The organism is Streptomyces sp. NPDC056835, from assembly GCF_042789485.1.
Lineage (GTDB): Bacteria > Actinomycetota > Actinomycetes > Streptomycetales > Streptomycetaceae > Streptomyces.
Window position 1 is genome coordinate 187886 of the sequence record NZ_JBHUBB010000011.1, and the last position, 21937, is coordinate 209822.

Annotated in this window: 20 protein-coding genes and 1 pseudogene; 12 read left to right on the forward strand and 9 right to left on the reverse strand. The window is 71.8% G+C overall.

Annotation, left to right across the window (positions count from 1 at the left end):
- Positions 1–36 precede the first annotated feature (36 nt).
- Together ACFRMN_RS15270 and ACFRMN_RS15275 are read right to left on the reverse strand one after the other, a co-directional pair.
- Positions 37–897, reverse strand: a complete 861-nt coding sequence (locus tag ACFRMN_RS15270) for a pentapeptide repeat-containing protein (RefSeq protein WP_383018923.1) — start codon at positions 895–897, stop codon at positions 37–39.
- A gap of 91 nt (positions 898–988) precedes the next feature.
- Positions 989–3688 carry an ATP-binding protein gene (locus ACFRMN_RS15275; RefSeq protein WP_383018926.1) on the reverse strand — a complete coding sequence of 900 codons (2700 nt, stop codon included), beginning with the start codon at positions 3686–3688 and terminating at the stop codon, positions 989–991.
- A 175-nt stretch (positions 3689–3863) separates the two neighbouring features.
- Between ACFRMN_RS15275 and ACFRMN_RS15280 the strand changes: the two genes are divergently transcribed.
- A complete protein-coding gene (locus ACFRMN_RS15280; protein WP_383019089.1) occupies positions 3864–4574 on the forward strand; it encodes a nucleotidyltransferase domain-containing protein in 711 nt (236 codons plus the stop codon).
- A 45-nt stretch (positions 4575–4619) separates the two neighbouring features.
- Here the strand turns inward: ACFRMN_RS15280 and ACFRMN_RS15285 are convergent, their stop codons facing one another.
- The 4 genes from ACFRMN_RS15285 to ACFRMN_RS15300 form a co-directional block, all read right to left on the reverse strand.
- Positions 4620–5780, reverse strand: coding sequence for a HesA/MoeB/ThiF family protein (locus ACFRMN_RS15285; protein WP_383018929.1), 1161 nt, complete (start codon positions 5778–5780; stop codon positions 4620–4622).
- Positions 5777–7129 (reverse strand): M14 family zinc carboxypeptidase, encoded by a 1353-nt coding sequence (locus tag ACFRMN_RS15290; RefSeq protein ID WP_383018932.1) that lies wholly within the window; start codon positions 7127–7129, stop codon positions 5777–5779. The genes ACFRMN_RS15285 and ACFRMN_RS15290 overlap by 4 nt, the downstream gene beginning before the upstream one ends.
- A gap of 10 nt (positions 7130–7139) precedes the next feature.
- Entirely contained in the window at positions 7140–7304 is a 165-nt protein-coding gene (locus tag ACFRMN_RS15295; RefSeq protein WP_249947521.1) for a hypothetical protein, read from the reverse strand.
- A gap of 142 nt (positions 7305–7446) precedes the next feature.
- The gene (locus ACFRMN_RS15300) at positions 7447–8406 is read right to left on the reverse strand and encodes an aldo/keto reductase (RefSeq protein ID WP_383019092.1); all 960 of its coding nucleotides are present in this window, start codon (positions 8404–8406) and stop codon (positions 7447–7449) included.
- A gap of 331 nt (positions 8407–8737) precedes the next feature.
- On the opposite strand from ACFRMN_RS15300, the gene ACFRMN_RS15305 reads away from it, so the two are divergent.
- The 5 genes from ACFRMN_RS15305 to ACFRMN_RS15325 all read left to right on the forward strand — a co-directional run bounded on the left by ACFRMN_RS15305 (position 8738) and on the right by ACFRMN_RS15325 (position 12002).
- Positions 8738–9193 carry a cyclic nucleotide-binding domain-containing protein gene (locus ACFRMN_RS15305; protein ID WP_383018934.1) on the forward strand — a complete coding sequence of 152 codons (456 nt, stop codon included), beginning with the start codon at positions 8738–8740 and terminating at the stop codon, positions 9191–9193.
- A gap of 339 nt (positions 9194–9532) precedes the next feature.
- Positions 9533–9964, forward strand: coding sequence for a fluoride efflux transporter FluC (locus ACFRMN_RS15310; RefSeq protein WP_383018936.1), 432 nt, complete (start codon positions 9533–9535; stop codon positions 9962–9964).
- The gene (locus ACFRMN_RS15315; protein WP_383018938.1) at positions 9961–10308 is read left to right on the forward strand and encodes a DUF190 domain-containing protein; all 348 of its coding nucleotides are present in this window, start codon (positions 9961–9963) and stop codon (positions 10306–10308) included. Before ACFRMN_RS15310 ends, ACFRMN_RS15315 begins: the two co-directional genes overlap by 4 nt.
- Complete coding sequence (gene crcB / locus ACFRMN_RS15320; protein WP_383018941.1) at positions 10305–10679, forward strand: fluoride efflux transporter CrcB; 375 nt, start codon at positions 10305–10307, stop codon at positions 10677–10679. Before ACFRMN_RS15315 ends, crcB begins: the two co-directional genes overlap by 4 nt.
- Positions 10680–10811: 132 nt before the next feature.
- Positions 10812–12002 carry a damage-control phosphatase ARMT1 family protein gene (locus tag ACFRMN_RS15325; RefSeq protein ID WP_383018943.1) on the forward strand — a complete coding sequence of 397 codons (1191 nt, stop codon included), beginning with the start codon at positions 10812–10814 and terminating at the stop codon, positions 12000–12002.
- A 146-nt stretch (positions 12003–12148) separates the two neighbouring features.
- Here the strand turns inward: ACFRMN_RS15325 and ACFRMN_RS15330 are convergent, their stop codons facing one another.
- The 3 genes from ACFRMN_RS15330 to ACFRMN_RS15340 form a co-directional block, all read right to left on the reverse strand.
- Entirely contained in the window at positions 12149–12703 is a 555-nt protein-coding gene (locus ACFRMN_RS15330; protein WP_383018946.1) for an RICIN domain-containing protein, read from the reverse strand.
- A 380-nt stretch (positions 12704–13083) separates the two neighbouring features.
- Positions 13084–13986, reverse strand: a complete 903-nt coding sequence (locus ACFRMN_RS15335) for a serine hydrolase (RefSeq protein ID WP_383018948.1) — start codon at positions 13984–13986, stop codon at positions 13084–13086.
- Positions 13983–14912 carry a LysR family transcriptional regulator gene (locus ACFRMN_RS15340; protein WP_383018950.1) on the reverse strand — a complete coding sequence of 310 codons (930 nt, stop codon included), beginning with the start codon at positions 14910–14912 and terminating at the stop codon, positions 13983–13985. The genes ACFRMN_RS15335 and ACFRMN_RS15340 overlap by 4 nt, the downstream gene beginning before the upstream one ends.
- A 157-nt stretch (positions 14913–15069) precedes the next feature.
- Between ACFRMN_RS15340 and bla the strand changes: the two genes are divergently transcribed.
- From bla to ACFRMN_RS15370, 6 genes and pseudogenes are all read left to right on the forward strand, one after another.
- Positions 15070–16014, forward strand: a complete 945-nt coding sequence (bla, locus tag ACFRMN_RS15345) for a class A beta-lactamase (RefSeq protein WP_383018952.1) — start codon at positions 15070–15072, stop codon at positions 16012–16014.
- 143 nt (positions 16015–16157) lie between these two features.
- A pseudogene (locus ACFRMN_RS15350) lies at positions 16158–17030 on the forward strand (histidinol-phosphatase); the annotation flags it as partial.
- 199 nt (positions 17031–17229) lie between these two features.
- On the forward strand, positions 17230–17856 hold the full coding sequence (locus tag ACFRMN_RS15355; protein ID WP_383018955.1) for a hypothetical protein: 627 nt from the start codon (positions 17230–17232) through the stop codon (positions 17854–17856).
- Entirely contained in the window at positions 17853–18515 is a 663-nt protein-coding gene (locus ACFRMN_RS15360) for an ABC transporter ATP-binding protein (RefSeq protein ID WP_383018958.1), read from the forward strand. Before ACFRMN_RS15355 ends, ACFRMN_RS15360 begins: the two co-directional genes overlap by 4 nt.
- Positions 18512–19258, forward strand: a complete 747-nt coding sequence (locus ACFRMN_RS15365) for an ABC transporter ATP-binding protein (RefSeq protein ID WP_383018960.1) — start codon at positions 18512–18514, stop codon at positions 19256–19258. The genes ACFRMN_RS15360 and ACFRMN_RS15365 overlap by 4 nt, the downstream gene beginning before the upstream one ends.
- Complete coding sequence (locus tag ACFRMN_RS15370; protein WP_383018962.1) at positions 19255–21897, forward strand: FtsX-like permease family protein; 2643 nt, start codon at positions 19255–19257, stop codon at positions 21895–21897. Before ACFRMN_RS15365 ends, ACFRMN_RS15370 begins: the two co-directional genes overlap by 4 nt.
- The last annotated feature ends 40 nt before the right edge of the window (positions 21898–21937 follow it).

The following is a 21937-nucleotide window of genomic DNA, read 5'->3' on the forward strand; positions in this document are numbered from 1 at the left end:
CCGCCCGTCGAGAGGGGCCTGAGCGTTGAGCGGGGCCTACCAGTGAGCGGGGCGGGTGAGTGCCGGCGGGAGTCTGGTCGCGGCGTCCCCCTTCGCCGCGTTGACCTGGGTCTGGACGAGGAAGATGCTGCCGGTCAGATCGGCGCCCCGCAGATCCGCGTCCCTCAGGTCGGCGCCGATCAGATCGGCCAGGCGCAGATCGGCCCCCCGCAGATCGGCGGCGATCAGATACGCCCCGCGCAGATCGGCGCCGCGCAGATCCGCGCCCTTGAGCTTCGCGCCGAAGAGGTCGGCGCCCCTGCGGTTCTTCCGCCTGCCCCGGATCTGGGCCCGCACCAGCTCGCTCGTACGCAGCAGCAGGGTGTTGACGGCCGCGCGCCGCGCCGCCACGTCCAGTTCGAGCAGGGCCTCGGGGGCGCTTCGGGTAAGGCGCTCGGTCTCGTCCAGGGCGCGGCGGATCGCGTCGTGAAGGGTACGGGCGGGTTCGAGCGCGAGGGCTTCGTCGAGGTACCAGAGCAGTTCCTGGAGCTGCCGCATCACGGGAAGCGCGGCGAACATCCGCTCCGCGGTCTCCGGCGCCTGCCGCCAGTCCCGTCCGCCGAAGGTGCGCTGCGAGACCTTCTGGCCCGCGCCGAAACAGTCGTAGACCGTGCACCCCTGGAAGCCCCGCTCCCGCAGGGTGCGGTGGACCCCGCAGCGGAAGTCCGTCCGCAGATTGCGGCAGGGCTCTCCGGCGTCCTTGTCGACGGGGAAGTCCGCCGAGACCGAGAAGGTCAGCGCGACACAGCAGAGCCCGAAGCAGTTCGCGCAGTCGGCCCTTAGATCGAGGCCGGAAGGACCGGGGCCGTGAGCGCCCTCGCGGAGGGCGGAGTCCGAGGGGTCGGGTAGCTCTGACAAGGGGTCCGGTCTCCTGTACGTACGTGACGGCGGTCGCCCGAGGGAGCGTACCTTCCGACGTCGACGCGGGGCCCGCGATCCTCAAGGGACGTCAGCGGGGCGCCGGGCGGGGGTCCATCGCCCGGCGCGCCCGGTCAGCCAGACCGTCCGCGCCACAGCTCTCGGCCAGTTCGAGCCCACAGGCCAGCTCGGCCGGGAAACCGGCGGCGATGCCGTACTCCACCCGGGCGACGGCGAGTTCGTACGCGGAGGGTGAGGCTTCCAGATGAGCGACGGCCTGCGCCAGCAGCCCGACCTTCTCCGCGCCCTCCTTCAGGGACGCGGCGCAGCACAGCGCGACCCCGATGGCGGTGTGCGTGCCGAAGCGTTCCGCCCGGTCCCTGGCGTACGAGGCGAGATGGGCCGCGCGGCGCGGATCGTCGTCGGCGACCGCACGCGCGAGGTCGCACGCCCAGGGAGCCATGACGATGTTGTGACGGCCACGGGCCATCAACGCCTGCCCGGCCGCTTCCAGTTCGACGACGGCCTCCTTCGTACGGCCGAGGGCGAGCAGCAGCCGGCCCCGGACGCACGGCGCGTCGGGGATGACGATCGAGGAGGAGTACGGCGGGGCGAACGCGTGCCGTTCGGCCGCCTCCAGGGCCTTGTCGACATGGCCGCGTGCGAGCAGTGTGTCGATCAGCATGCACGCCGCGTCCCAGTGCATCGGCAGACCGTTGCCGACCCGGTCGGCCAGCCGCAGGCTCTCGCGCAGATACGTCTCGGCGTCCGCGAGCCGGCCGCGTCTGCGGTGGCCGTAGCCGACGAGGGCATGGGCGAAGGCCAGATGGCCACCGCTCCAGCCGGAGATCTCGAAGGCCCGCAGCCCTTCCTGGAACAGGCTCTCGGCGCGGTCGAGCCGGTCGGCGAAGGCATACGAGAGACCGAGCAGCGCCGGTGGCTCGAAGCCCCACGCCGTGTCGGCCCAGCCGACGCCGGGCGGCAACCGGCCGTCGATCAGGGCGCGTTCACCGATCTGGACGTTCTCCTCCGCGCTCTCGCCCCGGGCCGTACCGTCGAACGCGCGCAGCATCAGCAGGACCCGTTCGGTGTTGTCACGTCCCGTGAGGCCGTCCGCCAGCCGGGCGAGCCGGCGTGAGCGCTCAGGGCCGTTCTCCTCGATGGCCTGCACGCCCTCCCACAGGAAGTGTGCGCCCTGGAGCCGCATCCTGGCGGGTCCTTCTTCGGTGCGCGCGACCTCGGTGGCCACCACATGCGCGGCGTCACCGGTCTGGTTGTTGTGTGTCAGCGCCTGGGCGAGCCGGAACACCACATCCACGCGCAGGCCCGCGTCCAGCTGCGCGGTGTCGAGCGCGGCGCGCAGATGTCCGACCGTGGTGGCCGGTGAGGTGAGCAGCGTGGCACAGCCCAGCTCGTACAGCACCTGTGGCCGTACGGACTCCAACGGCGGTTCCGTCAGGGCGCGTTCGAGGCAGCGCCGGGCGGCGTCCGGCGCTCCCACCGCGAGATGTTCGGCGGCGGCTTCGCGCAGCTGCTCGACCAGTTCGGGGTCGCCGTCCGGATGCACTTCGAGGAGGTGCGGCGCGGCCGCCGCGGATCCCCGGCCGCTGCGGGAGACCGCCCAGGCGGCGAGTCCGTGCATCGCGGTGCGCACGCCCGGCGGGATCGCCCGGTAGACGGCGCCCGCGATCAGCGGGTGGACGAACTCCAGCGGGTCCATGCCCACGAGGATGCGCGCGGCCCGCAGCCGTTCCGCGCACTCGGCGGCCTCTTCGTGGCTCATCCCCGACAGTGAGATCGCCAGATCGAGTGAGATGTCGGTGCCCAGGATGGCGGCGGCCCAGGCGAAGCGGGTGGTGGCCGTGCCCAGCTCCTCCAGCCGGGCGATGAGACCGGTGCCGCGTGCCGAAGCGCCGAGGGCGCGCAGCTCGCCGGCGAACTCCTCGACGGGTTCGAGGCCGCTGTCCCGCACCTTGGCGAGCAGTTCGACGGTCTCGTACGCGTTGCCGCCGGTCACCGCCCAGACCTCACGGCAGAACGGATCGTCCGCGTGCTCGCCGAGGGCGGCGCGGGCCAGTTCGGCCGTCGCGTCGGAGGTCAGCTCGCTCAGCGTGACGAGCAGCTTCGCCGCCGCTCCGATCTTCTGGAGAAACCATTCGGTCTCGCCGATGGCCTCCTCGGTGCGGTACGCGACGACGATGAGGACGGGCAGCCCGCCGGCCGGGCGCTCGGCGAAGGAGGCGAGCCAGGCGAGGGTCTCCAGGTCGGCCCACTGCGCGTCGTCCACGAGGAGGACGAGTGGTCCGTGGACCGCGGCGAGCCGTTCCACCAGGGCGTCCAGCCCGTCCCTGACCCCTTGCGGGTCGGCGTGCTGTTCGCCCGGTGGCGCTATACCGAGGGCCGGGCCGACGATCTCGTACCGGTCGCCGAGCAGTTCCCGCGCGTCCGCGGGACCGTCCGCCGGTCCTGACGCCGGTCCTGACGCCGGTTCGGAAGCCGCTCCGGCGTCCGTCAGCGCGGGCTGGAGCAGTTGCCGTACGACATGGAAGGGGACGGAGGTGACGGTCTCGCCGCCGCGCGCGGACCACACCGCGCAACGCCCCGTGGCGAGTCGGCGCACTTCGGAGAGCAGCGCCGTCTTACCGAGTCCGGCGGCGCCCCGGTAGACGAGCAGCCCGCCGGAACGTTTACTTCCGCACAGTGCGTCCACGGCGTTGGCCGCCGCGGCGAGTTCGGGTTCACGCTCCAGCAGCGGGAGGGCGACCGAGTCATCCGGCAGATACACCGGCATCCCTCGCTTTCTCGAACAGTGCGCAGGTCAAGTGTTGAGGGTAGCCCCGGAGCGCCCCGAGTGGACCCGAATCAGCACGAATTCGGCCGTTCGACTGCGCGACGGCGCTTCAAGGAGTAACGAAATTCGACGGCGTGCCGTCCGGACCGGCTGGGAGGATGGCGCCATGGAGATCATGGATCCGGTCCTGGCGGCACGGGAATTGGTGGCCGAGCGCCACCCACGGGCCCATGCCGCCTTTCTCGGCGGCAGCGTGCTCACCCCGAGGCGTACGGCCCTCTCCGATCTGGACGTCGTCGTCCTGCTCGCGGACGGCGCCGACCCGTACCGCGAGTCCCTGCGGTTCGCCGGATGGCCGGCCGAACTCTTCGTCCACACCCGGGACAGCTGGGAAGGCTATGTGGAGCGCGAGATCCTTGAGCGGCGCTCGCCCCTGCTCTTCATGTGCGCGGCGGGCACGCTCCTGGTGGACCGCGACGGCGCGGGTGCGAGCCTCCAGGAGTACGCGCGCCGCCTGGTGACGACGGGGCCGCCGAGGGCCACGGCCGCCGAACTGGACGACCGCCGCTACCCCCTGACGGACCTTCTGGACGATCTGGCCGGCTGCGGCGACCCGGGCGAGCGGCTGTTCATCGTCACCGAAGTGGCCCGCCGCACGGCCGAGTTCGTCCTGCTGGCGGAGGGGGCGTGGCTGGGCGGCGGGAAGTGGCTGTCGCGGCGCCTGGCCGAGGCACGGCCGGGGCTGCCGGAGCGGCTGGCGGCGGCGGTGCGCTCGGCTCTCGACGGGGACGCGGACGCGCTGGTCGCGCTGGCGGAGGAGGTGCTGGCACCGGCGGGCGGGCGGCTGTGGGCGGGCTACCGGCGGCAGGGTGTCACGAGGCGCTGAGCACGCGTTCGCGGGAGGTGACGCGGGCCCTCGAACTCACCCGTCTCAGGCCGGTCGTCGTACGGCGCGCGGTGTGCCGCAGGCCGGGCAGTCCGGTCTGCGCTCGTACCGTTCCTCCACGGGTTCGGAGAGCGCCATCAGATTGAGACCGAAGCGGAAGCCGGGTTCCATCTCGGGTACGCCCGTGAGCAGCGCGATCGCCGCGTGGACCAGGAGATGGCCGGAGAGACCGGCGGTCACGGCGTTGACGGGGTTCCACTCCATCCGGGGCGAGGCGGCCTCCTCGTCCTGTCCGGCGGCGAGCCGCAGATCGCGGCGGTCGACCTCGCCCGCGCGGTGGCACTCCCAGCACGCCCCCCGGCCGGGCGCGTGGACCCCGACCGTGACAAGTGGTCCGCGATAGCCGGCGTCGAGCCACGGGACTCCGGCGGCCAGACAGACGCGGTTGGCCCAGCGGCGGATCTCCGGCGGCCGGTCGGCGCAGAGCAGCAGCAGATCGTAGCCCGGCGCGAGGAGCGCGGCGATGTCATCGGGACCGCGGACCGCGCGGTGTTCCGTGCTCAGCGCCACCCGCGAGTTGACCGCCCGCAGAGCCGCGTCGGCGGCGGTGGCCTTGGACCGGCCGATGTCGCTCTCGTGATAGAGGGGCTGCCGGTTGAGATTGGACAGTTCCACGACATCGCCGTCCACGCAGTGCATCCGGCCCACGCCCGACGCGACCAGGCCCTGGGCGGCGAAGCCTCCGGTTCCGCCGAGGCCGAGCAGCAGGACACGGGCCGAGCGCAGCCGGGCCTGTAACTCCCAGGCGGTGGCGTGCGGTGACAGATCCATCCACCGCAGCAGCGTCACCCCGCGGCTGTACCGTACGCGGTCCTCGTCGGTGAGGGTGTCCGGCGGCTCCGCCTCGGCGTCCTCCAGGAACCCGGCCTCGTACAGCTCGGCGATCGCCTGGAACACCGCGCCCCGTTCGACGCCCGGGTGACGGGCGAGCACCGCGTCGACCGACTCGGCCCGGCCGCGGGTCCCGTCGAGCGCCTCGGTCAGCGTCCAGATCCAGCCGTCGGGGTCGGCGACCTCGGCCCCGATCCCGTACACGACGCTCCCGATGCGTACGTTGCCGTCCACGGTGCGGTAGGCACGGTGTTCGGGCTTGACCCGGGGGCGCCGTAAGCCGGACACCGGCGGTGGCGGCCGGTCCGGTTTCACGCCCGTACCGCCCTCGGCTCCCTGAACCGGGCGGCCAGCTCGGAGGCGGCCAGCACGATTCTGAACTGGTGCTCCACCTGGTCGTGGACCGGGATCCAGCGGGCCCGGCAGTCCGCTTCGAACGCGTCGCAGCGCCGGGTGAGGAACAGGTCCAGGGAGGCGCGTACGTCGGTCACTTCCGCGCCCTCGGTGACGTCGGTGTCGCGACTGCCCGCCGCGTCGTGACCGCCCGCCGTGTCGTGACCTGCGGCGAGCATCTGGTGCAGCATTCCCGCCGTACGGACGACGAGCCGCCGGGCGGCGATCCGGAGGGCCATGATCCGCGCCCGGTTCAGCGGCGGCAGTCCGCCCGTCTCGCGGAGGGCAGCTTCCGGCGCCCATTCGTCCGCCAGCCCGCCGCAGATGGCGAGATACTCCTCGACCGGCGCGAGCAGCGGCGCCACCGTGGCGGGCAGGCCCGGCCGTACCCGCTCCAGCAGCCCGACGAGGAACAGCGCGTCCTGCCGGAGCGTATGGCTGATCGTCTCCAGAGCGCCGGGCGGGTCGGGGTGGACCGAGGTGTCACCGACCTCCTCGACCCCCCACATCGGCGCTTCGACGACCGCGGTGACGGTGCCGTACTCGTGCGGATGGAACCAGGTGGAGGTGGCGGTGGCCGCGGGCAGCGAGTGGAACTGATCCGTCTCCTGGGGCCGTGGCATGTCATAGACACCCGGCCCCGGGCTCGGCCAGAAGAAGGCGTCGTACGGTCCCAGCTCCACCGGTATCCGCAGATCGGCGGCGGACCGGCCGAGCCGTTCCGGCAGGCCGGGCAGCCGGCGGGTCAGCTGGACGAAGCTGCCGCCCACGTCCACGCCGTGCAGCGAGCACTGGAGGTAGGGCCGCAGCTCGTCCTGGAGGTCGAGCAGGGCCCGGGTCTCGGGCATCGGTTCCGTCCCCGGCTCCGTGGGCAGCCACTCGGGCTGTTCCGCGAAGCCGGGCCGGAAGAAGTGGCGGTAGTGCTGGGCGAAGGTCATCGGGCCCTTGAGCCATCGCTCGTTGCGGCGGGCTCCGTCGGGATCGAGACAGAGAACGAAGTGCCAGGTCGTGTCCATGGCCCGGCCCGGCCGGTCGGGCCGGGCGAGATACCGGGCCAGTCGCAGGGCCGTCATGCCGCCGACCGGTTCATTGGCATGCGGCCCCGCCACCACCAGTGCGTGCCGGCTCCCCCGCCCTATGGACAGCAGCCGTATCGGCTCCCCGGCCCGTGAGTAGCCGATACGCCGCAGAACGGCGCGGTCCGGGTGCGCCGCGGCCAGGCCCCGGGCGCGAGAGGTCAGTTCGTCGACGGTGAGATAGCGACCCGGCACAGCGGCCCGTTCAGGAACCGGTCGAGTTGCTGTCGCCCGTGGTCTCTCTCCGGTCGAGACGTCGGATCTTGATGGTGGTCGGCTTGGGACGTGATGCGCTGTCGCTCTTGGCCATTTTCCCCATGGACCGCTCCTTCGACACCACGGTGCCCAACTCCCCGTTGAGCACCCTCATGTGATGGTCCGTCACGGCTCGGGAGCACGTCAACACCTGGGATGACGTGGAATGTGATATGGGGATACATGCCGGAAGCACCTGCCCGGCGGAGGTCCCACTGTGCGCCGACGGGACCTCCCGTCACACGTCGGGGGTCCCGTCACACGTCCGTCAACAGAGCGTCGATCGCGGCCAGTTCCGTTTCTTCGAGCGCGGTGGCGTCCAGCGCTCCCAGGTTCTGGTCCAGCTGCTCGACACTGCTGGCGCCGATGAGGACGGAGGTGACGCGCGGATCACGCAGCACCCAGGTGAGCGCCAGCTGCGCCAGGGTCTGTCCACGCTCGCCCGCGAGCTTGTTGAGCGCGTGCAGCAGGGTCAGCTTCCGCTCGCTGAGCGCGTCCCGCTTGAGGAAGTGGCCCACGGCCATCCGCGAGTCGGCGGGCACTCCATCGAGGTAACGGTCCGTCAACTGCCCCTGGGCGAGCGGCGAGAAGGCGATCACTCCGGCGCCCACCCCGGCGGAGGCGGCGATCAGACCGTTGTGCTCGATGCCGCGGTCCAGGATGTTGTACGGGTGCTGATTGATCAGCAACGGGGTACCGAGGTCCTTGAGTATCCCGGCGGCCCGTTCCATCTGCTCGGGCGGGTAGTTGGACAGCCCGGCGTACAGCGCCTTGCCCTGCCGTACGGCCGAGTCCAGCGCCCCCACCGTCTCCTCCAGCGGAGTGTCGGGGTCGTACCGGTGGGAGTAGAAGAGATCGACGTGGTCGACGCGCATCCGGGTCAGTGACTGGTCCAGGCTCGCCAGCAGATGCTTGCGCGAGCCGAACTCGCCGTACGGCCCCGGCCACATGTCGTAGCCCGCCTTGGTGGAGAGGAACAGCTCGTCGCGGTAGGGGCGGAAGTCCTGTGTATAGAGCGTGCCGAAGTTCGCCTCCGCGCTGCCGTAGGGCGGACCGTAGTTGTTGGCGAGGTCGAAGTGGGTGACGCCCCGGTCGAAGGCGCGGCGCAGCACGGCGCGCTGGTTCTCCAGCGGTGCGGTGCCGCCGAAGTTGTGCCACAGGCCGAGCGAGACCTGCGGCAGCCGTACCCCGCTGTGACCGCAGCGCGTGAAGCGCATGCCGTCGTAGCGGTCGGCGGCGGCGAGATAGGTAGGCTGCTTCAACGAACTCTCCTGCTTTCGTGTGCACGACGAAGGTCCGGGTCACGACGTGGCCGAGGCCACGACGTCATCCGTATGATCGCGCAGCCCGGAGGGGCCGGACTCGGCCGGGGGCCGGGGTACGGGATCGCCGGACGGTCCGGCACTGTCCGCGCCGGATCCGTCACACGCGGTGGCAACATCGGCGACCGCCGGGCCATACCGGTGGGGATACCATCTGATGTATGGCCGTATGCGCCGTATGTCCCGTCCGGCCCGGTCACGCGGTTCGGCAAGGAGGTACCCCACCATGGCTCCCGCGACGCGTTTGTTGACGGTGCTTCCCACCGGCCACAGCGAGCTCCTGATGCGACAGGCCCGCTATGTCTCCTTCCCCCAGGACACCAGGATCTTCGAGGAGGGCGATCCGGCGGACCGGTTCTGGGTGATCCGCTCGGGCGCCGTCTCCCTGGACATGTACGTACCCGGCCGCCGTCGGGTGATGGTCGAGACGCTCGGGGTCGGGGACCTGCTCGGCTGGTCCTGGCTGTTCCCGCCGCACCGCTGGCACTTCGGGGCGGAGGCGTTCAGTCCGGTGCGCACCCTGGAGTTCGACGGGCACGCGGTCCGGGCCCTGTGCGAGGACGATCCGGCGCTCGGCTACGCGCTGACCCGCTCCATCGCGGAGATCCTGGCCCGCCGTCTTGAGGTGGCGCGCACGAAACTGATCGACCAGTACATGCGTCATGGCGGCCCTGGGCTGTGAGAGGCCGCGGGACCCGAGCGCGACCGGGGTCGTCAGGGCCCGGATCGCCGCCGCCCGCGCCGTGACGCTAGCCTGGAGTCTGTGGTGGCCCCGGCGGGCGACCACACGGCGGTGGGGCCCGCCGTACCCGAACCGCGGTGCCATACCGCCAACGGTCCCTACTTGCGAAGGAGCGCGCCCGCGTACGGGTGCCCGGCGAGTAGGAGACGTATGCCGATGGAAAGCCCGCGGCCCCCAGTGGTGAACGAGCCCGGCGAGCCCACCGAACCCGGTCCCGGTTCCGAACCCGATCCCGGTCCCGGTCCCCATCCCGGTCCCGGTCCCCATCCCGGTCCGTCCATGGCCAGGACCGGACAGTGGCGTGCGCGGGCGGGAGCGCTCTGGCCGGTGGTGGCCGTCGTATCGCTCGGCGGTTCGGTCGGCGCGGCGGCCCGCTACGGGGCGTCTCTCCTGTGGCCCACCCCTCCCGGCGCCTTTCCGTGGACGACGCTGACCGTGAACGTGGTGGGGTGCGCGGTGATCGGCGTCTTCATGGTGGTGATCAGCGAGGCGTGGGCCGCGCACCGGCTGGTGAGACCGTTCTTCGGGACCGGCGTACTGGGCGGGTTCACCACGTTCTCGACGTACGCGGTGGACATCCGGCTCCTGGTGGGCTCGGGGCGGCCCGCCACAGGCATGGCGTATCTGGGACTGACGCTGGTGGCGGCCCTCGCCTCGGTGTGGAGTGCGGTGTGGCTGACGCGCCGCGTAGTCGCGTGGAGGCAGACATGAACGGGCTGATGGGCAGCGCCCTGCGGCTGACGGTCCTCATCGGCGAATCCGATGTGTGGCACCACAGACCCCTCTATACGGAGATCGTGCACCGTGCGCACCAGGCCGGGCTGGCGGGCGCGAGTGTGTTCCGCGGGATCGAGGGGTTCGGCGCGTCCTCGCTGATCCATACGCAGCGGCTGCTGTCGCTGAGCGAGGACCTGCCGGTCGCGATCGTGATCGTGGACAGGGAGGAGAAGATCCGGGACTTCCTCCCGCGTCTTGACGAGCTGGTCCGCGAGGGCCTGGTCACGCTGGAGAGCTGCGAGGTCGTCCGTCATGCCGGCCGGCGGGAGGCACGGTGAACTGGCTGCTGGTCGTGGCCGGAGCGGCCATCGGCGCCCCGCTGCGTTTTCTGACCGACCGGAGTATCCAGCGCCGACACGACACCGTCTTCCCGTGGGGGACCTTCGCCGTCAATGTCGTGGGCTGTCTGATCCTCGGGCTGCTGACCGGCGCGGTCGCCGCCGGTGCCGCGTCCTCGCGGACGCAGCTGTTCGTGGGCACCGGCCTGTGCGGCGCGCTGACGACGTACTCGACCTTCAGCTACGAGACGCTGCGGCTCGCCGAGGACGGTGCGAAGCTGTACGCCGCCGCGAATGTCCTCGGCAGCGTGGTGGCCGGGCTGGGCGCGGCCTTCGCAGGGGTCGCCCTCGCCGGGGCGCTGTGGGCGTGAGCCACGTGAGCCGCGTGAGCCGCGTGAGCCGCCACCGATACGGTGCGGTGGTGGTCCCCGGGACGGCCGACGACGACGACGGCGGCTCGACGGGGCCGCGCCGGACGGCCGATCGAGGAGTACGTGAAGGCGATGCCCGCAGCAGACGACGCACCGGTGATCCTGGGCAATGAGCCGGGCTCTTTCGCCCGGGGGGTACTGGCAGACCGCCATCCCGCGCTCATCCAGCAGGTACGCGATGCCTTTCCCTGTACCCCCGCACAGCACCGGGCGCTCGACGCCCTGCTGCGCTCGGTCACCGACGGGGTGATCGGTCCACTCGCCCCGGACGCGCAGGACCGGGCCCAGTGGGAGGCCTGGGGGCGTGACTCCGCCGGGGATTCCTGGTTCGGCCGGTCCTGGTTCGACGTACCGTTCCTGTGGTCCGAGAGCTACTTCTACCGCGTACTCCTCGACGCCATGGGCTACTTCACCGAGGGCCCGTGGCGGGGCGTCGACCCCTTCGCCCCGTTCAAGGACGCCGAGCTGCGCGGCACGGCGGTGGACGACGAACTCGCCGCTCTCGACGGCCTCGCCGGTCGTCCCGCCGACGAACAGGCGCTCGCGCTGACGCACGCCTCGCTCTGGGGCAACCGCGCCGACCTCGGCTTCCGGATCGCCTCGGGCGCCGTACCCGCCGACAGCGGTACGGACCCGCGCCTCGTCGCGGACGACGGCCCTCTGCTGTGGTCCCTGCTGCCCGTCGGCGCGGCGGGTACGGTACATCTGATCGCCGACAACGCCGGCCGGGAACTCATCCCCGATCTCGTGCTGCTCGACCATCTGCTCCACACCGACCGCGCCTCCCGCGTCGTCCTGCACGTCAAGCCGTATCCGTATTACGTCTCCGACGCGACGATGACGGACGTCATCGACAGTCTGCGGCGGCTCGTGGCGTCCTCCGGATACGCGGCCGGGATCGGCGAACGGCTCTGGTCGGCGATGGCGGGCGGGCGGCTCGCGGTGCGCGCGCACGGTTTCTTCCGGGCGCCGCTGCCGTACAGCGCGATGCCGGACGATCTGCGCCGTGACCTCGCGGGCGCCACCGTGACGATCCTCAAGGGCGACCTCAACTACCGCCGTCTCGTGGGCGATCGGTACTGGGCGCCGATGTCCTCGTTCGCCGGACGTACCGCGTACTTCCCCGGTCCCGTGGCCGCGCTGCGCACCCTCAAGTCCGATGTGATCGTCGGCCTCGACGCCCGCACGCTGGATGGCCTGGAGGCGAGCGGGAAGCCGTGGCGCACCAGCGGCACACACGCGCTCGTCCAGGCCCGCCGCTGAGGCGGTTGGCCGGCGCCCGGTGCTCAGCAGCGGAAAAGGGCCGCCGACGGTGTCGGCGGCCCTCCTATGAGCCGATCTCGGGGTCAGCCGCGACGCGCGTCCCGCCGCTCGTCAGCGTGCCGGACCGGTGCGGCGCGGGGTGGCCGTCAGTGTTCCCAGACGGGCAGCCAGATGTCATTGTCGACGCCGGTACAGGTGTACTGGATCAGGGCATTGCCCTTGCCGACACCGCCCCTGACGTTCAGGCACTTCTGGCTGGACTTGACGACCAGCTCGTAGCCGATGCCCTTCCTTACGAACTTCCACAGGGCATTGGCGTCGTTGCCGCAGGTCCACTGGATGACCTCGGTGCCGTTGGCGTTGCCACCGCCCTTGACGTTCAGGCACTTTCCGCTCTCCCGGGAGGCGAACTGGTAGTAGCCGCCGCCCTTGGCCGTGGCCTCCCAGCGCTCGTTCGAGGTGCCGGACCAGGGCCACTGGATGACCGGAGTACCGTTCGCGTTGCCGCCGCCCTTCACGTTGGCCACCTGGCTGGGGTCGGAAGCCAGGCGCAGGCTGAGCTGCTGAACGGTGACCGCCCTGTCCGTGACCGGCCTGTCCGTATCGGGCCGCGCCGACGCGGTCGGCGTCATCGACGCGACAAGCATCGTTCCCGCGAGAACGGCGGCTGCGGCGGCCCAGTTCAGCTTGTATGCCGACATGAATTCTCCTGACACGATTCGGGCCGGACTGTCCGGCACGGGAGGAGACTGCCGGACGCCATCGCCGCGGAAGAGGGGCGCCGACGCCAAACCACCTCTTCGGGTGCCGGGTGTGGGCCGGACGGGTGAGGAAACCGTATACATCCGCCCCAACCGCCCCAATCCGAACGCGCGTTGGGACATGCGTTGGGACATGCGGGGAGCGGAGGGAGCGAGGGGGAGCGACCGTGTCGCGGGGACGGCGGCGGCCTGAGACCGGCGACGCGGCCTCAGACCTGCGACGCGCGAGCCGTTCGCCCCGGCGCCGTGGCGGAGGCCGCCACGTTCTCCCGTACGGCGCTCGCCTTCGTCGCTCCGCCTCTCCGCGCCAGGTCCTGCCTTCAAAGCTGTCTGAGGTGATCGCGCAGGCCACGGGCGACATGCGCCATGAGGGCGTCGGCGCCGGGCTGGGTACTCGCCGGGACCAGTGACTCGGTGAGGACGGCGATGGCGAAGGCCTGACCGTCGGAGTGTTCTACGACGCCGATCTCGTGGCGGAGATTGAGCAGGGTGCCGGTCTTGGAGGACCAGGTGGTGGCATCGGAGCTGAAATCCGGGGTGAGCCGGTGCCGTAGCACGTTGTTGCTCATGAGGTCGCGCACCCGCTCGGCCACTTCGGGGTGGATCGCCGAGGGTGTCCACAGGGCCTGGAGCAGTTCGACGTACGCGCGTGCGCTGCCGGTGTTGGCGCGGGTGGTGTCGAGCTGCGGCACCCGGTGTCCCCGGCCGCTGGTGCCGGCGTCGATGGCCAGGGCATGGGCGAGGTGGGCCTGGTCCGCGTCGAAGCGTTCCGCGGGGGTGTCGGACAGTTCGAGCATGCCGTGCCGGACGGTGAGGCCGCGGACGCCGAGCTCGTGCAGGATGTCGGTGACCCGGGCGGGCGGGGTGAGGTCGAACAGCGCGTCGGCGGCCGTTCCGTCACTCACGCAGGTGCTCAGATAGAGCAGGTCGTCGATCGCGATCCGGGTGGGGTGGCGGAATCGGCTCAGCCCGGTGGGGCCCGGCGTGGTGATCCGCCCGGGTGGCACATCGAGCATCGTCGCCCCGTCGAGCTCGCCCCGTCGGATTCGCTCCGTCGTCGCCAGCGCGAGCGGGACCTTGACCAGGGAAGCGGCGGGCAGCTGGGTGTCCGGGTCGATGCCCAGCTCCTCCCCCGTGTGCAGATCCCGTACGAGCAGGCAGCCGTGCAGACCGCCGTCGCGCAGCTGCCGGCGCATGTCACTGAGCAGTGCCTCGGTGTTCATGCCGCCGCCCCTTCCGGGGTGCCCGCCCGGGTGCCCGCGCCGAGGAGACGGGCGAGGGCGTCGCCCAGACGTGCCTCGATGTGCTGTGGATTGCCGTCCGCGGCGGCGACGAGGGCGAATCCCCGGCTGAGCGTGATCTCACCGATGGGCCGCCAGTTCAGGGCGAGTTCCTCGGCCTGGGCGGGGGAGCACAGCAACAGGTCGCGGGTACAGAGGACTTCCGCCGCGGCGGTCATCAGGTCGGCCGCGGCGACGAGCTGGGCGGGCCGCAGGCCCACCGCGTCACGCAGCCGCGTCAGCGGATCACGGATGTGCGGCACGTCGTCCTCCGGCTGGATCCAGATACGGCGGGCCGGGCCGGCGGTGGCTCGTCCGATCCGCAGCGTCTCGACGTACACGCGTTTGATGCCGGGATCCTGGGCACCGGCGAGGCCGAGCGGAACGGACCATGTCGCCTCGTCGGCGGGCACCGCGAGCACGGCGGCACGTACCTGCTGGGCGTGGATGAGCTCCATGCGCCGGGCCGGCGCCGCGACGCGGAGATCGAGCGTGACACCGTGTCCCCGTGCCTCGGCGACGAGACGGGCGAGACCGACCGTGGAGCAGATGCCGGGCACCGCGAGCCGCCAGGGTTTGCGCTTGGCGGCCGCCGCCTCGTTCAGCAGCACCTCGGCCGTCTGTACGAGCTGCCTGGCCGCCGGCAGCATGTCCCGGCCGAAGGGGGTCAGGACGGCCCGCCGCGACGTGCGCTCGAACAGCTGCTCACCGAAGCGTTCCTCCAGCGCGGCGACGCGACGGCTGGCCACCGACTGGGACATCCGGGCAGCGGACGCTCCGACGGTGAAACTGCCGTGCTCGCTGACGCTGACAAACGCGCGACACGCTCCCACCAGATCCACAGCCCGCACTCTATGCCAGATCGGCATGGAACAGCGCATGAGCGTATTGGACCGCATGGCAGCGCGGAGGCGAGGGTGGTCCCGGCACCGATGACCACGACCACGTACCGGGATGGGGCCCTGCCGCTCCATCCCCCACATCCCCTATGCGCCCTGGCTACGGGGTGCCCTGGAGGTTCGAACCATGAAGCACACGCGTGTCAGGCGCGCCGTTCTCAGTGCGCTGGCCTCGCTCGCGCTCGTCCCGCTCGTGGCCTGCGGCCAAGGCGCGTCCGCGGCCCCTTCGGCACCCTCCGCCGTGGCGTCCTCGTCCGCCGATACGTCGAAGCCGAGTCCGGCCACGAAGCCGTTCACCGGTGAACTCCACGAACTTGAGCGCACGTTCGACGCGCGGCTGGGTGTCTACGCCATCGACACCGGCACCGGGCGCGAGGTGGCGTACAACGATGGCGAGCGGTTCCCCTACGCCTCCACATTCAAGGCGCTGGCCGCCGGTGCCGTGCTGCGGAAGTACTCCCTGAGCGGTATGGACCGGGTGATCACGTACTCCAAGGACGATCTGGTCGCCAACTCGCCCGTGACCGAGAAGCATGTCGAGACGGGGATGAGCCTCAAGGAGCTGTGTGACGCCACCGTCCGCTACAGCGACAACACCGCGGGCAATCTGCTGTTCGCCGAGCTCGGCGGGCCCAAGGGTCTCGAAGCCGTGCTGAGGGGCATCGGCGACGACGTCACCCGGATGGAGCGCATCGAGCCCGAGCTGAGCCGATGGGTCCCGGGCGACACACGCGATACGACCACGCCGCGGGCGCTGGCCAAGGATCTGCGCGCCTTCGTTCTCGGCGACGTCCTCGGCAAGGGCGAACGCGCCCAGCTCACGCGGTGGCTGCGTACCAACACCACCGGGGACGCTCTCATCAGGGCCGGAGTGCCCAAGGGCTGGGTGGTCGGTGACAAGACCGGAACCGGCAGCTACTACGGCGCCCGCAACGCCATCGCCGTGGTGTGGCCCCCCGACAGCGCCCCCATCGTCATGGCGATCATGTCGAACCGCGACGAGAAGGAAGCCGAACACGACGACAAGCTGATCGCGGAAGCGGCCTCCGTGGTGGCCGAGGCGCTGTCGTAGCGGGAGACGCGCGAGGAGACGTCGGCCGCCGTCCGCCGTCCGCCGACCGCCACCAGCCGCACCCACCTGCCACGAGTCATGGCGAGGAGTTCCTTGATGACGGAAGCCGAACACTTCACCGGTCGTGGCAGAAGGCCCGCCAGGTCGCCAACCACCCTCTGCGCCTCGGTATCGACTCCCCGCACGAGATGCGCGCCTGGCGGGACGCGGGCCCCGACATCATGATCGGTATGGAGGGGCGCGCCCGGCGCGCAGGCGGGGGCCTTCCCCGGGTGGGCCGGGCCGAACAGCATCCGCGGCGAATACGTGAACTCCCCCTCCGCGGACTCCTGGCCTGGCTATCCGGCCGCCGCCTATGTGACGTACGGCGGCTTCGACTGGGCGACCGCGACCGTCGGCGGGCTGTGGGACTCGATGCTCGCCGAGGGCCGCCTGTTCTCCATCACGTCCAACTCGGATGTTCACCGTGTCGCGTACGACACCTGGAAGAACGGGGACTGGCTGTCCGGCCGGAACTTCGACAACGTCGGACATCTGCCCGACCCGGTCAACACCAACGAGCCGCAGCCGGGCGGGGACTTCTGGCCGGGGCAGTTCAGCCGGACGCATGTCGGGGTGACCCGGCACGGCTACCGGCAGGTGATGGAGGGACTACGCGCGGGCCGCGTATGGGTCGACCACGGCCAGCTCGTCGACAGCATCGACGTACGGGTCAGCACGGAGCACGGCGCCCGGTCAAGGACGCCGACACCTGGCGCGCGCCCGACACCCGTGTGGTGCACACCTCGGACGTGGAGGGACGCCGCGGCCGGTACACCCTGCGTATCCCGCTGGGGAGGGCCGAGGAGTCCTGCTACCTCCGGCTGCGCGGCAGCGACGGCAAGCGCCATGGACCCGGGTTACTCGGTGCGGCCGTCGACCCGCACGGACCGATTCCTCACGCGCCCGGCGACGGCGACCCGTGGCTGGACACCTGGCTGTACACCAACCCGGTCTTCGTGGACATGGTCCGCTGACCGCTGATCCGGACGGACACGACGCGCACGGTCGCGGGTGTCGCGGGGTCGCGGGGGTCCCGGAGGTCGCGGGGTCCCGAGCGGACGTTTACCGCGCGCTAACCGGCTGAGGGGCGGGCGCTGGGCACGTCGTTTCTAGCGTCGGGGAAGAGGCGGTATTCCGACCGGCTCGTTCCGATCCCCGCGCAGAGGTGTTCCCATGCGTCGAATCTTGTCCGCCGCGCTGACCGGTCTGGTGGTCCTGACCGGAGCCGTGGCGTGTTCCTCCTCCGGAGCCGGTTCCGGTTCCGGCTCCGGCTCCGGTTCCGGCTCGTCATCCTCGTCGGCGTCGGCGGCGGCCCCGGCCCCCGAGTCGAATCCGGCAGGCGACATCCCCGACAACCAGGTGTACGTCGCCTGGACACCGTCGGGCGGCGGGTTCTCCGTCAAGGTGCCCGAGGGGTGGGCGCGCCGGGCCGCCGGGCGGGCCACGGTCTTCAGCGACAAGTTCAACAGTGTCCGCGTCGAGCCGTCGTCGGCCGCCCAGGCGCCGACCGACCGGTCCGTGCGCACGGTCGACCTCCCCGCCGTCGAACGGTCCGCGAAGAACGTGAAGGTGGACAAGGTCAGCACGGTGAAGCGGCAGGGCGGCGACGCCGTACTGGCCACGTACCGCGCGGACTCGGCCCCCGACGGGGTGACCGGCAAGAGCGTCCAGCAGAGCGTGGAACGGTACGTCTTCTGGAAGAACGGCACCCAGGTCGTACTGACCCTGTCCGGCGCCGTCGGCGCGGACAATGTCGACCCCTGGCGCACCGTCACGGACTCCTTCCGGTGGACGCGATGACCGCCTCGCTCAGCGCGGACTCCCTGTACCGGTTCTTCCGGGCGGGTGAGGAGGAGACGTTCGCGCTCCAGGGCGTCGGACTGGAGGTGGCGAAGGGCGAGATCGTCGCGGTGACCGGGCCTTCGGGCTCCGGCAAGACGACCCTGCTGAGCTGTCTGGCCGGGCTGGACGAACCCGACGGCGGCATGGTGCGCGTCGCCGGCCGTCCGCTGTCGCACCAGCGGGAACACCTGCGCAGCCGGCTTCGGGCACAGCACATCGGGGTGTTGTTCCAGTCCGGCAATCTGCTGGACCATCTCACGGTCGCCGACAATGTGCGGCTCGTCCAGCGGCTCTCGCACGTACCGGACCGCGGCCGGGGACAGGACCTGCTGCGGCAGATGGGGATCGACGGACGCGCGGGCGCGCTGCCCCGGCAGTTGTCCGGCGGGGAGGCCGCGCGCGCCGGTCTGGCCGTGGCCCTGGCCAACGATCCGGCCGTCGTCCTCGCGGACGAGCCCACCGGCGAGGTCGACGCGGTGACCGAGCGGCGGATTCTCACACTGCTGCGTGAACGGGCCGCGACGGGAACGTCCCTGGTGGTCGTCACCCACTCGCGGGAGGTGGCCGCCGTCGCCGACCGGGTACTGCGGCTGCGGGACGGACGGTGGGTGTCATGACGGCGAACGGGGTGGCGGTGGCAACGCCCGGCGGCGAGCCACTGGTCCTCTGCACGGACGCGGCGCGTACGTACGGTACGGGCGCCGGCGCGGTGGTCGCCGTGCACGGAGCGAGCTGCGCGGTCGGCGCCGGCGCCGGGATCGCCGTGGTCGGCCCCTCCGGTTCCGGCAAGTCGACGCTGCTGCATCTGATGGCGGGTCTGGACCTGCCGACGGCCGGCCGGGTCGCGCACCCCGGTCTGTCCGAGGGCCCTCTCCCCCGGCACATCGGCGTCGTCTTCCAGGGCCCGAGTCTGCTGCCGCCGCTCACCGCGGTGGAGAACGTCGCCCTGCCGCTGCGCATCGACGGTGTGGCGGACGCGGAGGCGGACGCGCGGGCTTCCGCGGCGCTGGAGGAGCTGGGGCTCGAAGCACTGGCGTGGAAACTGCCGGACGAGCTGTCGGCCGGTCAGGCCCAACGAGTCGCCGTGGCCCGGGTGCTGGCGCGCCGGCCGCGGCTGATCCTCGCGGACGAGCCGACCGGACAGCTGGACCGGGAGAGCGCCGGACAGGTGATGGCGGTACTGCTCTCAGCCGCCGCCACGCTCGGCGCGGCCGTGGTGGTCAGCACACACGACATGCGGGTGGCCGACGCGCTGCCCACCAGGTGGTCCATGGCCGACGGGCGCCTGATGCTGCCGGACGGCCCAGGAAACGGGGTCCGGGCGGAAGAACGTCAGGCCGGGGAGCGTGAGGCGCGATGATCGGAATGTGGCTCTCCGGGCTGCTGCGGGTACGCGGCGGCCGGCTTCTGGCCACCGCGTCGGGCGTCATGGTGGCCGTCGCGCTGCTGTCGCTGCTGGGCGGCTTCCTCTCCCAGACCCGTGCCACGATGACCTCCCAGTCGGTTCGGACGGTGTCCGTGGACTGGCAGGTGCAGGTGGCCGACGGCGCCGATCCGAACGCGGTGCTGTCCACCGTGCGCGGACTCGACGGTACGAAGGCCGCGCTGCCGGTCGGCTACGCGGGCACCAGCGGCCTGGAAGCACGGACAGGAGGCACCCTCCAGACCACTGGTCCCGGGTCCGTGCTCGGGCTGCCCGCCGACTATGCCCGTACCTTCCCCGGCGAGATCCGCGTCCTCGTGGGACACGGCCAAGGCGTGCTGCTCGCCCAGCAGACCGCCGCCAACCTGCACGCGGCTCCCGGCGACACCATCGCGGTCAAGCGGGCCGGACTGCCCGCCGTACAGCTGCGGGTGGACGGTGTCGTGGAACTCCCGCTCGCCGACTCCCTGTTCCAGAAGGTCGGCGCTCCGCCGCAGTCCCAGCCGTCGGCCCCGCCGGACAACATCGTGCTGCTCCCCCAGCGGACCTGGCACACCGTCTTCGATCCGCTCGCGGTGCCGCGGCCCGACCTGGTACGGACACAGATCCATACCCTGCGCGGCCACGGCCTGCCGCCCGACCCGGCCGCCGCGTACACCGCGGCCACGGGCAGCGCGCACAACGCGGAGGTACGGCTCGCCGGGACCGGGCTGGTCGGTGACAACCTGGGCGCCGTGCTGGACGCCGCCCGCGCCGACGCCCTGTACGCGCAGCTGCTCTTCCTCTTCCTCGGCGTACCCGGCTCGGTGCTGGCCGCGGCCCTGACCTGGGCGGTCGCCCAGGCCGGCGCGGGCAGGCGGCGCAAGGAGCAGGCGCTGCTGCGGACCAGGGGCGCGACCGTACGGCAGCTCGTCGGACTCGCGGCGGTGGAGGCTGTCGTCGTCGCCGTGGCGGGGACGGCGGGCGGGCTGGCGCTGGCCGCGCTGGTCGGCCGCGTCGCGTTCCACACCGCCGGGGTGCCCCTGTCATGGGCCCTCGCCGCGTCGGCCGTGGGATGCGTGGTGGCGGGCGCGACCGTACTGCTGCCCGCGCGCTACGACGCCCGCCGCGCGACCGTCGCGTCGGGCCGTACGGCGGTCGCGCGCCGTCCGGCGCCGCACCCCGCGTGGTGGGCGCTGGCCGCCGTCCTCCTGGCCGGTTCGCTGGCGGTCTTCCGCGCGACCAGTACGACCACGTACGCACTTGTCCTCGCTCCCGAGGGCACCGCGTCGCTCTCCGTCGACTACTGGGCCTTCGCGGGACCGGCCCTGCTGTGGGCGGGCGGCGCGGTACTGGCCTGGCTGTCGGCGGATCTGCTGCTGCGGCGCGGAAGGCCACTGCTCCGGCGGCTGTTCCGGCCCGCCGCCGGGGCACTGGCGGATACGGTCGCGGCCGGTGTCTCGCGGCAGCGCGGCGCCGTGCTGCGCTCTGTCGTCCTGCTGGCCCTGGCGTGCGCGTTCGCCGCGTCGACCGCCGTGTTCAACTCCACCTACCGTCAACAGGCCGAGGTGGACGCGGTGTTGACCAATGGCGCCGACGTCACGGTCACCACCTCGACGAGCGGCGCCACCGGGACCGGGGACGCGGCGAAGCTGGCCGGGCTGCCCGGCGTACGGCATGTGGAACCGGTCCAGCACCGGTTCGCGTATGTCGGCGCCGATCTCCAGGACCTGTACGGGGTCCAGCCGAAGAGCATCGTGTCGGCCGGGCGTTTGCAGGACGCCTACTTCTCCGGCGGCACCGCGAGCGGCTTGTTGGACCGGCTCGCGCGGCGGCCCGACGCGCTGCTGGTGAGCGCGGAGACCGCGCACGATTTCCAGCTCCGTCCCGGGGATCAGGTCCGGCTGCGGCTGACGGACGCGCGAACGGGCGGGCCCCGGACGATCCCGTTCCATTTCGCCGGTGTCGTGAAGGAGTTCCCGACCGCGCCCAAGGACAGCTTCCTGGTCGCCAACTCCTCGTACATCGCTCGTACGACGGGCAACGCGGCCGTCGGCACGCTGCTGGTCGACACGGGCGGCACGGCCCAGCGATCCGTCGCGGCGCGGGCCCGGACGCTTCTCGGACCGAACGCGCACGTCACGGATCTGCCGTCGTCGCGTACGGTCATCGGCTCCAGCCTGACGGCGGTCGATCTCGCCGGGCTCACCCGGGTCGAGCTGGGCTTCGCGCTGGTGATCGCGGCCGCGGCGGGCGGTCTGGTCCTGGCTCTCGGGCTGGCCGAGCGGCGGCGCACGCTCGCCCTGGCATCGGTGCTGGGGGCCAGGGGCCGTCAGCTGTCCGGGTTCGTGTGGAGTGAGGCGGCACTGGTCGCCGTGGCGGGCGGCGCCTGCGGCACGGTCCTCGGGTGGTCGCTGTCGCAGATGCTGGTGAAGGTGCTCTCCGGGGTCTTCGATCCGCCGCCGTCCCAGGTCGCCGTTCCCTGGGCGTATCTGCTGGCGACGGCCGGTGTCACGACGGCCACGCTGGCCGCGGCGGCCTGGGCGGCCGTACGTCATGCGCGACGTCCTCCCCTCACCGAGCTACGGGAGTTGTGAGGCCCGCCCGGTACCCGGAGGGCCCGCCGGTACCCGGGGG